Source organism: Collinsella sp. TM04-29 (assembly GCF_003466565.1).
In the GTDB taxonomy this organism is placed as follows: Bacteria; Actinomycetota; Coriobacteriia; order Coriobacteriales; family Coriobacteriaceae; genus Collinsella.
In genome coordinates, this window is record NZ_QSPW01000001.1 from 874,268 (window position 1) to 885,406 (window position 11,139).

The window sequence follows — 11,139 nt, forward strand, 5'->3', positions numbered from 1 at the left end:
GTACGGCTATCTAGTTTTGAATACTAGATAGCCGTACAAGATTAGAGAAAAAAAGAATGGACCTCGCGACTTAAAGCCACGAGGTCCACATTCACACGCTGTGTAAGATGACTTAGTAACGCACGAAGATATAGTTGTTGTTCATGCCGGCGGCAACGGAGCTGATGATAACACCCGTGTTGTAGTCGGAAGCATGAATCATCTGACCACCACCGATGTAAATGCCGGTGTGGTACGAATTGACAACAACGTCACCGGGCTGCGGATCAGACACACGCGTCCAGCCCATAAAGGTACCCGTGGTGCCGAGGCGGCAATAGCGACCAGTGAGGCAATAGCTAACAAAACCAGAGCAGTCGAAGCTGTTCGGGCCAATTCCGCCCCAGGAATAAGCGCAACCAAGCTTGCTGTATGCACGCGAGACAACAGAACCGCCATCGACGGACTGGCTCGGAGCAGAAGGCGTCGGAGCCGGAGCAGGCGTGGAGGGCTGCGGCGTCGGAGCGGGTGTCGGCGTAGGAGCCGGAGTGTTGCCGCCCTGGTTGTTATTGCTGGTCTGGCCACCGTTGTTGGTGTTCTCGGTCGTACCGGCAGTCTCGTTGCTCACCGTGGCCTTCTCGGCGGTGCTAGCGTTGATGCCGGCCTGCAGTGCGGCATTGGCCTCGGCCTCGGCGGCAAGCTCGGCCTGCAGCTGCGAATCCAGGGAATTTACGACGTTCTGGGCTTCAGCCTGCTGAGCATTAAGCTCGTCGACCTTCTTTTGCGTGGCGGCGACGTTCTTCTCCTGCTCGGCCTGCTTATCGGTGAGCTGCTGCTTAAGCTCCTTTACCTCTTGAATGGTCTGAGCCTGCTTATCGGAAACTTTGCCGTAGTAGAACAGACGGTTGAGCATATCGCTCAGATCATCGACACCCGTCAGAACCTGAAGCAGGCTCAGACCGCCGGTTTTGTACTCGCCGGCGACATAGGTCGAGAGCTTGGCCTGACCATCGGCGATCTCCTGCTGCTTTTGCGTGATCTCGCCGGCAGTCTGATCGAGCGCCTGCGTCTGCGTGGCAAGCTCATCGTAAATCTGCTGGGTTTGGGTGCCGATCTGCTCGAGTTTCGTACGAGCAGCGGCAAGGTCGGATGCGGTATCGGCGTAGGCAGGAGCCGCGAGGCCCAAGCCCAAAACACAAGCGAGGGTTGCCGTAGCAGCGCAGCGTGCCATGTTTTTGTGCGTGTTTGCTGTGCGCATGTAGCTTCCTTTCCAGTAACTAAGGGTAACGGCTAGTCCACCGTCACCAGGCTAAAGAGCTCCACATCATCATCAGACGGCGTGAGCTTCTCGCGCGGGTTGAGAAACGCAAGCTCAAGGATACAACCGTAACCGACAAGCTTTGCGCCCATATCTCGCACCAGTTTACCTGTTGCCTCGACGGTTCCGCCCGTCGCGACCAAGTCGTCCAGAATCAACACGGTATCTTTAGAGCTGATAGCGTCGGCATGGATTTCAATGGAATCCGTTCCGTACTCGAGCTCGTAGCTCTGGCTTACGGTCTCGCGCGGCAGCTTGCCCGGTTTACGTGCAGGAACAAAGCCGGCGCCAAGGGCTACAGCCACCGGTACGCCAACCATAAAGCCACGGGCCTCGGGACCCACGACCTTGGTGATTCCCATGCCGGCAAAGTGCTCGGCGAGGGCATCGGTCATGGCTTTGAGCGCCTCGGGGTTGTCAAAGAGCGGCGTGATGTCTTTAAAGATGACTCCGGGCTCGGGATAGTCGGGGATGTCGACGATTTGAGATTCGAAGTCGTACATTGCATGACCTTTCAATGGGTTGCCGGATAAGCGGTAGCTGTTATTTGCCCGCGGTGACAGTGTCGGATTGCGAAGGGGCGACAACCTTGAGCGGCTTTACGAGAGAATCCTCGTGTGAAGCCGGCGCGGCAGTTTCTTCGTTTTTGGCCTTGGTGGACTCGGAGCGAGCGATTTCCTCATCGAGTGCATCGATATCGGCATCCTCGACCACGGCGTTGAGCGACTCAAAAACGCGGTTTTTGAGCAACGCGGTGTGCACGCCTTCCGTCAGGTCGTGAAGCTTCTTAAACGCACGCTCGAGCTTGGCGTCGCGCTCGTCATCGGAGGTGTCCATGCCGAGCATGCTCACGAGCACCTGCTCAAACATCGAGGACTCGCGGTTGGCGGAAGACACGTACTGACGCAGGTTGCGGGGCTCGATATGGAAGCGTGACAGCTCGGAGCAGTAGCGGATGATTGGAAAATCGCGACCATCGACGAGCTCACGATTCTGCGGACTCTTGATGATGCGAATGAGGTCGTTCTCGGCGAGCGAGCGGATAAACGAAATCTCGACGCCCAGCATATCGGGAATGGTCTCAATGGGATGCAGCTTTTGCTTAGTCTCCTTGGGCTCCGTCTTGAGCGGAACATCGGACAGCAAGCCCACCTCGTAAGCGAGCGTTGACAGGTCCGTGGCGTTTTCCAAGCGCTGCTTAATCACGTTGAGCGGCATGTAGCGGGTCTTCTGCAAATGCAGGATGACCTCCAGGCGATCAACGTCCTCCTTAGAGTATTGACGGTATCCCTTAGGCGTACGATGAGGGGTAATGAGCCCCTCATCTTCTAGAAATCTAATTTTTGAGTTCGAAAGATCGGGGTATGCGCCTCGAAGTAGGTTGACGACTTGGCCGATACTCAGATAGTTGCGTTCGGCCATGCCCTACTCACCGGTTTCGATGCGCTCCGGCGTGCTCTCGTGGTAGATGAGCGTAAACGTACCGATCTGGACGGAAGAACCGTCGTGCAGCGGGGCTGCATTGACGATGGCACCGTCGACCCAGGTGCCATTGAGCGAGCCCAAGTCCTCGATGCGAGCGCCGAGGCCCTCGCGGATAATGCGCGCGTGGCTGCGCGATACGGTCATGTCATTGAGGAAGATGCCGTTCGCAGGATCGCGGCCGATGGTGGTCACGTCGTCCTCGAGCTCAAAGGCGGCACCAGTCTGCGGACCCTTGACGATGGACAGAACGGGGGCGGTGATGCGCACGTTGGCCATGAGGTCGGGAACGGTGACGTCGCTTGAAGGCACGCGGAATACGCAGGTAGCGTCAGCAGTCTTATCATTCTGAGGCATATTGTTAACCATGTTGTCCATGACAACCCCTAACTTATCGCGGACGTGCCGCAAATAATGAACCGTACGTAATCATACCCCAACGAATCAGTCTTCGATTTCAGGGTTCAGAAAGTCGATGTCCTCGTCCTCGGGATGCGCGAGAGCCTGTTTAATGGCCACTCCGCCCTTAATGGAATAGATGACAGCCGTGAGCATGGAGAAGATCACGCCGCCGTACACAAAGAAGATGCCGAGGGGCACCGAGCTTCCGTTGAGGCCCGGGAAGGCCGTAAGGGTTGAAGGTAAAAGATGCAGGCCGTCAATAACGGGGAACCCGAGCAGCATGAGCGAGAAGCCGGTCATGAGCAGTGCAGTGGCAATCTTTCCGGGAAAGACGACATCGATGGGGCGACGGTGATAATGACGAACGATAAGCGTGCCGATGCCCAGATAGATGTCGCGGCCAATAATGAGCACGCAGACCCAGATGGGCAGCTCTCCGCGGACCACCAGCCCAAGTACGCCGGTGAACAGCAGCGCACGGTCGCAGATGGGGTCCATGACCTTGCCGAGCCACGAGACCGTCTTGGTCATGCGGGCGATCTGACCGTCCATCCAGTCGGTAGAGGCGGCAACGGCGTAGATAACGATGGCGATGACGCGGTTGTTATCCGTCACAAACAGGTACAGAAATACCAGAGTGAGGATCAGGCGCGTAAAGGTGATGAAATTGGAGATCGTAAAGATCTTATTCGACGGGTAATCGGAAGTGCCGATAAGCTCCTTTTTGATCTTCTTTTTGATGCCCACAGGACTCCCCCGCTGGTTAACGACAAAACTTTCGCTACTATACCCGTTCCGGCGATGTCTATCCAGCGTAAGCATAGAGAGTCCAGACATGAGGAAGGCGCTTTTGGGCGGCGGTGGATTTCACATTCGTGTACATCAGCCTCCAAACATGCCGAAAAATGTCGGTTTTGGAGGGTGATGTACACGTTTTGATTCGGTGATTACATCGATCGGGAAAGTTGTTGCCTTAAGCAAATTAATCATGATGTGCGGGTCGAGAAGGGTTGGCGCCAAAAGAACCCAACGGCCGTTATGGCTTCGTTAGAAACGCGCCCCACCATGGATGGTGAACCCGAAAGGTAAGGCGCGCGGGCACGGTGACTCGGCCCGCGCTCCCGGAAGAGAAAGGATAAACCCATGGGTTACATGCTCGAGACGCGTGGGCTCACCAAGCGCTTCGGCCGCGGCGACCAGGCGCAGGACGCCGTGGCCGACGTGAGCCTTCATATCCGCGAGGGCGAGGTGTACGGGCTGCTCGGTCCCAACGGCGCCGGCAAGTCGACAACGCTCAAGATGATCTGCGGGATGCTGCGGCCGACGGCCGGGGAGATCCTCTTTGCCGGGCACGCCTGGCGCCGCGAGGACCTCTACGCAATCGGCAGCCTCATCGAGGAGGCGCCGCTCTACCCCAACCTCACCGCGCGCGAGAACCTGCGCGTGCGCACCACGCTGCTGGGCCTTCCCGAGAGCCGCATAGATGAGGTACTCGCCGCCGTGGACCTCGCGGACACCGGGAAGAAGCGCGCCGGGCGCTTCTCGATGGGCATGCGGCAGCGCCTGGGGCTCGCGCTGGCGCTGATCGCCCGGCCACGCCTGCTCGTGCTCGACGAGCCCACCAACGGCCTCGACCCCATCGGCATCGAGGAGCTGCGCGCCCAGATCCGCGGCTTCGCGGCGGCGGGTACGACGGTGATCGTCTCGAGCCACATTCTCTCCGAGGTGCAGCAGATGGCGGACACCATCGGCATCATCTGCGGGGGGCACCTCGCCTACGAGGATGCGCTTCGGCCCGGGCAGGACCTCGAGGAACTCTTCATGAGCTTCTGCCGGGAAGGGCGACGAGCGCGCGGGGAGGTTGCGGCATGATGGGCGAGAAAGGCTGCCTGCTCGCGGGCCTGCGCGCCGAGGCCCTGAAGTCGCGCCACGCGGCGCCGGTTCGCCTGGCCGTGCTCATGGCGCTGCCGATGCCGCTGCTCGGCGCGATGCCCTACCGGGGCGTGCAGATATTCAGCGCATGGAACTACTGGTACGCGCTCTTCCTGCCCGTGTCTCTCTCGCTCGTGGTGGCGTGCGTCGCGCGGGCGGACGCTCGCACGCGGATGCGGGGGCTTTTAGGCCTGGGCTTCCCGCTCGGGCGCGCCTGGTGGGCCAAGGCGCTCTGGTGCCTCGCGCTCTGCACGCTCTCGAACCTCGTGGTCTTCGGCATCTACCTCGCGGGATCGGCGTTCTCCTCGCAGGGCCTCACGGCCGCGGGTACGCTCACGATGCTCTTCTGCGCGCTCGTCAACACGGTGACCGCGGCGTGGATGATCCCCGCAGGGCTCTTTCTCACGGTGCGGCTCGGCATGCTCGCGGGCATCTTCTGCCCGCTCGTCGCGCAGCTCGTGGGTGGGTTCGCCTGGTCGTTGGTGCCGTTGCCGCAGCTCTTTCCGCCGTCGGCGAGCATGGTCATCCCCACGAGCTTCATCCCCGTGCTGCCGAGCGGCGAGCCACTCGCGGCGGACATGGCGCTCGGCGGGGCGCTCGCGGCGGATGGCATGCTCACGCTGGCGGGCCTTGCGGTCTGCGCGCTCGCGTTCGCCGCGCTCACGGCGGCGGGCGCGGCCTGGTTCGCGCGCTCCGAGGAGAGGTGATGGCCGTGACGCGACTCTCCGACCCGACGCCGCGCATGACTCTCTCGCGGGCCCTGCTCTCCGAGGCCCTGCGCCTGGCACGCTCCCCGCTCACGGCGGTGCACCTCGTCTGCGGCCTGGCAGCCGGTCTTGCCTGCGGCGAGTACTTCTCCGTAGCCCGATGGGACCCGGCGCTGGGCGCGGACGCCTACGCCCAGTTCCTCGGCGCCCTCATGCCGCTCATGTCCGCCATCGTCTGCGGGCTCGCCGTGGACGAGGAGCGCGCTGCCGGGCGCCTCGCCAACTTTACGGCGGTCCCCTCGCGCGGGCGCGCCGTCGCGGCGAAGCTGCTCGCCCTTGCGGCGCTCGGCGCCGCCGCGCTGGCCGTGGCGCTCGGCGTGTTCGGGGCCGTGCTCGCCATTGCCGGGCGCCTGCCGCTCGGGCCCGCTCCGCTTGCGGCCGCGTGGGCGGGCATCGTGCTGGGCAGCCTGCCCCTCTACGCGCTGTGGCTCGGCGTGGCCCTGCGCCTCGGCCGCAACGCCGCCATCGGCGCCGGCGCTGCGGGGGTGCTCCTCGCGTTCTTCTCGGTGGGCGGACTTGCGCACGGCCTCATGACCGGCGAGCTCACCGGTGCCCTGGCGACGCCCCTGAGCTGGGTGCCGCTCGCCTGGCCCGCTCGCCTGGGGTCGCTCGGGGTGGAGGCCTTTATCGACGCCGCGCGTGCGGCGAGCCCTCTCCTCACGACTGCGCTCGCAGGCCTCGTGCTCACCCTGGCAGCCGACGCCGTCCTTCTCGCCTGGTTCTGCCGCTTCGAGGACGGGAGGGTAGATGCGTAGAAAGCCGCTCGCCGCTGTGCTCGTCCTCCTCTCCGCAGCGCTCGTCCTGGGCGGGAATGCCCTGCTCGACGCCGGCTGGGGGTCGGCGCTGCGCTCGATCGCCGACCGCGTGCTGCCCAACCCTGAGATCGCCATGTGGGCGCCCGCGCCCGAGCCCGGCAGCCACGTGAGCTCCTTCGCCGACGCCACCGGGGCGGGGGCAAACTACGTCTACCTGGTGGACGCGGCGGACGACAGAGGCGATGTCAGAGAGCTCCAGCTCATCTTCTTCGGGCGGGAGTCGAACGGCGAGGGCTGGCTCGAGATCGAGGCGCGCGGCGGCTCGGGCGTGCGCTACCGCGTGTGCGACGCGGCCGAGGCAACCGTGGCTGCGCGCAGGGCTCTAGACCGCTGGGCGCGGCGCTAGTACAATTCCGACGAGAGTTTCAGGAGGTCAACATGGCGAGGATACTGGCAGTGGATGATGAACGGGCGATCCTCGACGCGCTCGCGCGCGTCCTCGGCCGCGACGGCCATGAGGTCGTCAGGGCGGCGGACCCGACGGCGGTCCCGGGGATGGACCTCTCGCGCTTCGACCTCGTGCTCTGCGACGTCATGATGCCGGGGCTCGACGGCTTCGAGCTCGTGCGGCAGATCCGCCCGGACTTCGACGGGCCCATCGTCTTCCTGACCGCGCGCGTGGCCGAAGAGGATGCCGTGACCGCCTACGGCCTGGGCGCCGACGACTACGTCCGCAAGCCCTTCGGGGCCGCGGAACTGCGCGCCAAGGTCGCGGCCCATCTACGCCGTGAGCGTCGGCCGCGCTCGCACGCCCTCTCCTTCGGGGAGGTGCGGATCGACCTCGGGGCGCGCGACCTCTCCGTGGGCGGCGAGGCCGTGCCGCTCACGCCCACCGAGTACGCCATCTGCGAGTATCTCGCCCGCCACCCCGGGCAGGTCATGAGCCGCGCGCAGATACGCGAGGCGGTGCTCGGCTGGGAGAGCGACGCCGACGACGCGGCCATATCCATGCAGGTCAGCCGCGCGCGGAGGAAACTCTCCGAGGCCGGCGCCGATCCAATCGCGACCGTCTGGGGGATGGGGTACAAGTGGCAGCTCTGAGGATCGGGGCGCGAGGTCGCGGGGGCATGCCGCTCTCCTTCGTCATCGCGCGCTACTTCGCCTACGCGTTCGCGGCGGTCGCCACGGCGTGGCTCGCCTCGTTCATGGTGCTCTCCGTGGCGATCAACGCGGGCTTCGTCTACGAGGCAAGCTGGGGGCCGGCCAATGCGCGCGAGGTCGCGGAGGGCCTGGCACGCGACGGCGTCTGCGGGCAGCAGGACGTGCCGACGGCCTACCGCTACCTCATCCTGAACAAGGACGGATACGTGCTGATGACAGACCTCGAGGGCACGCGGCTCGAGGATGCGACGGAAATGGCCAGTACGGCACTCGCCGCGGATCCGGGCACAGTGGAGATCGAGGGCGGGGGCTCGGGCCTCACCTACGCTGCGTTCCCGCTCAAGGGCGGCGGGGCCTGCGCACTCGTCAGCGAGTACCTGCCGCAGTGGGTCTCGCGCGATCTCGCCAGCCTGCTTCCCAACCCGCAGAACCTCATGCTCGTCGGCGCCGCTGTGGGAAGCGCGCTCGCGCTCGCGCTCGTGGCGCGCCGTGCGAGCCGCGTGATCTCGCGCAAGATGGCGCCGCTCGCGGAGGCGGCGGGGCGCGTCGGCGCGGGGGAGCTCGACTTCGCGGTCGGCAGCACCAACGTGCGCGAGGTGAACGACGTCCTCGCCGCGATGGACGCCATGCGGGCCTCCCTCGCCGAGTCGCTCGAGGCCCGCTGGGCCGCGGAGCGGGGGCAGCGCGAGCAGATGACGTCGATCGCCCACGACCTCAAGACGCCGCTTACTGTGCTGCGCGCCAACGCCGACTTCGTGGCGGAGGAGCTGGAAGACGAGAAAGACGCCGACCTCGCGGCCGCCGCGCGCGACATAGCCGGCAGTGTCGAAAGGCTCGACGACTACGTGCGCCTGCTCATCGAGGCCTCGCGCGGGTCCGGCGGGGCGGAGAGGGCCCCCATGCGGCCGGCCGAGCTCTGCGAACAGGTCCTCGCCGAGGCCGCCCAGATCGCCCGGGCGCGAGGCGTGACGCTCAACACGGCCACGGGCCCCGCTGTCGCGGGCGCGCCCGAGGCCGCGCTCGACCGAACCGCCCTGGCGCGAGCCGCCGCGAACCTCGTGGCCAACGCCGCCGAGCACGCGCGCTCGCGCGTGGCGGTCTCCTGCGACGTCGCGGGCGGACACCTCGTCATCGAGGTGGCCGACGACGGACCGGGCTTTTCTCCCGCCGCCCTCGAACGCGGCTGCGAGCGCCTCTTCACAGACGACTCGTCCCGCTCCTCGCGCGACGGAGGCCGCCACTACGGGCTCGGCCTCCACGTCGCCTCCGAGGCCGCGAGCGCCCACGGGGGCTCCGTCTCGCTCGCCAACAGCCCCTCGGGCGGCGCGGTGGTCACCATCGCGGTCCCCCTGTGCGGGATCTGACGATTTCCTCGATGTCTACCTCGACTGCGATATGTCGCTCGCCGAGGCCGCGACGAGATGGTGTTGCGACTGCCCCATTTGGTGCTTCTAGCTCAAATTTGATCTGATGTAAGGCCCGTGCAATCCTGCATGGGCCTTTCTTTTGGCAATTGCTCGACCGATTCGTGGCTTGAAACACAAATTATCGAGTTAAGGAGACATGGGGTCACACAGCGGCTCTCAGAGCGCCCGCCGCACTCCCCCGCCATTACCCTGCGGCGTCCTCGTATAGAGCCCATCCCGCTTGGCGTTTCGTTGCAACAGCCCACTTGTCCACCGATCAAGTGAACTACTGGAATAAATACAGCGACATGTTTGTCCGTTATAGTCGCTATATCTGTGTTAATCGCCGCGATAAATACAGCCTGTACTCGGCTGCATACCAGCTACGCGTATGTAGATTCATATCGCGTTAATAAATCGGCTCAAGCGCGTGCAAAACGCGCAAGTAGCCGCAAAAGGCGATTATCGCGTAGGTAGATTTTTGGCACCCTGTTGCTTAATCAAAATTAAGCAATTGCTTAAAACAAAAAAGGTCAGGCACTAGGTGCCTGACCTGCAAACTTCTGGTCGGGACGACTGGATTCGAACCAGCGACCCCTTGACCCCCAGTCAAGTGCGCTACCAAGCTGCGCCACGTCCCGAAGCTTTTGTTTGTTGCTCTGCTCTCGCTCGCAACAAGGAGTATATTAACCCGAAACTTTAGACTTGTGCAAGAACTTTTTTATAAATTTTGAAGCAAGTCCAAAATTGTATCTGCGAGCTGGGGTTTTGTTAGAACGGGAAGTTCTTTCGTACCTGTTGTGCTCACAATCCAGGCCTTGTTAGTGTCGGTTCCAAAGCCTGAATCGGCGCGCGAGACATCGTTGGCGATAATTACATCGCAACCCTTGCGGGGAAGTTTGCGCTGCGCGTACTCCACGACGTTATCGGTCTCTGCCGCAAATCCGATCACGCATCGCTCTCCCTTTTGGCACGAAAGCTCGGCCAAAATATCAACCGTCTCGACTAGTTCGATGCGATCCAGGCGCTCGTTGGCCTTTTTGAGCTTGTGGTTGGCAGGGGCCGCGGGGGTGTAGTCGGCGACGGCCGCAGCGCAAATGGCAGCGTCGGCCGTCTGGAAGGCGTTTAACGCCGCCTGCAGCATCTCTGCGGCGGTCTGCACGCGCACGCACTTTACGCCGCGAGGAATATCGAGCGATGTCGGTCCCAGCACGAGCGTGACGGCGGCACCGCGACGTGCGGCCTCCCCCGCCAGGGCGATACCCATCTTGCCCGAAGAACGGTTGCCAATGAAGCGCACCGGGTCGATCGGCTCGTGCGTGGGGCCGGCGGTGATGACGATGCGCTTGCCCGTCAGGTCTTGCGGCACGGGGTTGAGCACCTCACAGACAGCCTCGACGACGTCCTCGGGCTCGCTCATGCGTCCCGTGTCCACGTCGCCGCAGGCAAGGTAACCGCTACCCGGACCCACAACATTGACACCGCGCTCGCGCAGCGTGGCCATGTTGGCCTGCGTGGCCGGTGCCTTCCACATGCCATTGTTCATGGCCGGTGCGATCACGATGGGGCGCGGCGTGGCAAGCAGCGTGGTGGAGATGAGGTCGTCGGCGATGCCGTTGGCCATCTTAGCGATGATGTTGGCCGTCGCGGGCGCCACGACCACCACGTCGGGCTCCTGCGCCAGCGAGATATGGTGGATGGGGTCGGAGGGGTCGTCGAATAGGCCCACGGCAACGGGCTCATTGGTGAGTGCGCGGAAGGTGAGCGGCCCCACGAACTCCGTGGCGTGCTCGCTCATGACGACCTTGACGTGCGCGCCGCGCTTTTGCAGCAGGCGCACGATATTGCACGACTTATAGGCGGCGATCCCGCCGGTAATGCCCAGCAGGATCGTTTTTCCCTCAAGTTGCATTGAATTGTTGGATGCCGCCGTCATC

General features: G+C 63.5%; 12 protein-coding genes and 1 tRNA gene. 6 read left to right on the top strand and 7 right to left on the bottom strand.

The window, feature by feature from the left end; genetic code table 11:
- Positions 1-112: 112 nt before the first annotated feature.
- From DXD39_RS03945 to DXD39_RS03965, 5 genes are all read right to left on the bottom strand, one after another.
- The gene (locus tag DXD39_RS03945) at positions 113-1,210 is read right to left on the bottom strand and encodes an NlpC/P60 family protein (protein ID WP_199576482.1); all 1,098 of its coding nucleotides are present in this window, start codon (positions 1,208-1,210) and stop codon (positions 113-115) included.
- Positions 1,211-1,269: 59 nt separating this feature from the next.
- A complete protein-coding gene (locus DXD39_RS03950; RefSeq protein WP_117803181.1) occupies positions 1,270-1,800 on the bottom strand; it encodes an adenine phosphoribosyltransferase in 531 nt (176 codons plus the stop codon).
- Between the two features lie 40 nt (positions 1,801-1,840).
- A complete protein-coding gene (locus DXD39_RS03955; RefSeq protein WP_117757797.1) occupies positions 1,841-2,719 on the bottom strand; it encodes a MerR family transcriptional regulator in 879 nt (292 codons plus the stop codon).
- A gap of 3 nt (positions 2,720-2,722) precedes the next feature.
- Complete coding sequence (locus DXD39_RS03960) at positions 2,723-3,157, bottom strand: FHA domain-containing protein (RefSeq protein WP_006236002.1); 435 nt, start codon at positions 3,155-3,157, stop codon at positions 2,723-2,725.
- 66 nt (positions 3,158-3,223) lie between these two features.
- The gene (locus tag DXD39_RS03965) at positions 3,224-3,928 is read right to left on the bottom strand and encodes a CDP-alcohol phosphatidyltransferase family protein (RefSeq protein ID WP_089573364.1); all 705 of its coding nucleotides are present in this window, start codon (positions 3,926-3,928) and stop codon (positions 3,224-3,226) included.
- Between the two features lie 396 nt (positions 3,929-4,324).
- On the opposite strand from DXD39_RS03965, the gene DXD39_RS03970 reads away from it, so the two are divergent.
- The 6 genes from DXD39_RS03970 to DXD39_RS03995 are packed head-to-tail and all read left to right on the top strand — an operon-like array spanning position 4,325 to position 9,160.
- Positions 4,325-5,053 carry a lantibiotic protection ABC transporter ATP-binding protein gene (locus DXD39_RS03970; protein WP_117803182.1) on the top strand — a complete coding sequence of 243 codons (729 nt, stop codon included), beginning with the start codon at positions 4,325-4,327 and terminating at the stop codon, positions 5,051-5,053.
- Positions 5,050-5,820, top strand: a complete 771-nt coding sequence (locus tag DXD39_RS03975; protein WP_117803183.1) for a hypothetical protein — start codon at positions 5,050-5,052, stop codon at positions 5,818-5,820. The genes DXD39_RS03970 and DXD39_RS03975 overlap by 4 nt, the downstream gene beginning before the upstream one ends.
- Positions 5,820-6,635, top strand: a complete 816-nt coding sequence (locus DXD39_RS03980) for a lantibiotic ABC transporter permease (protein WP_117803184.1) — start codon at positions 5,820-5,822, stop codon at positions 6,633-6,635. The genes DXD39_RS03975 and DXD39_RS03980 overlap by 1 nt, the downstream gene beginning before the upstream one ends.
- Positions 6,628-7,041 (top strand): hypothetical protein, encoded by a 414-nt coding sequence (locus DXD39_RS03985; RefSeq protein ID WP_117803185.1) that lies wholly within the window; start codon positions 6,628-6,630, stop codon positions 7,039-7,041. The genes DXD39_RS03980 and DXD39_RS03985 overlap by 8 nt, the downstream gene beginning before the upstream one ends.
- Positions 7,042-7,073: 32 nt before the next feature.
- Positions 7,074-7,736 carry a response regulator transcription factor gene (locus DXD39_RS03990; protein ID WP_117803186.1) on the top strand — a complete coding sequence of 221 codons (663 nt, stop codon included), beginning with the start codon at positions 7,074-7,076 and terminating at the stop codon, positions 7,734-7,736.
- A 26-nt stretch (positions 7,737-7,762) separates the two neighbouring features.
- The gene (locus tag DXD39_RS03995) at positions 7,763-9,160 is read left to right on the top strand and encodes a sensor histidine kinase KdpD (RefSeq protein WP_117803187.1); all 1,398 of its coding nucleotides are present in this window, start codon (positions 7,763-7,765) and stop codon (positions 9,158-9,160) included.
- 606 nt (positions 9,161-9,766) lie between these two features.
- Here the strand turns inward: DXD39_RS03995 and DXD39_RS04000 are convergent.
- Positions 9,767-9,843 (bottom strand) — tRNA-Pro (locus tag DXD39_RS04000).
- An 80-nt stretch (positions 9,844-9,923) separates the two neighbouring features.
- On the bottom strand, positions 9,924-11,138 hold the full coding sequence (coaBC, locus tag DXD39_RS04005) for a bifunctional phosphopantothenoylcysteine decarboxylase/phosphopantothenate--cysteine ligase CoaBC (protein ID WP_233541097.1): 1,215 nt from the start codon (positions 11,136-11,138) through the stop codon (positions 9,924-9,926).
- Between the last annotated feature and the right edge of the window lies 1 nt (position 11,139).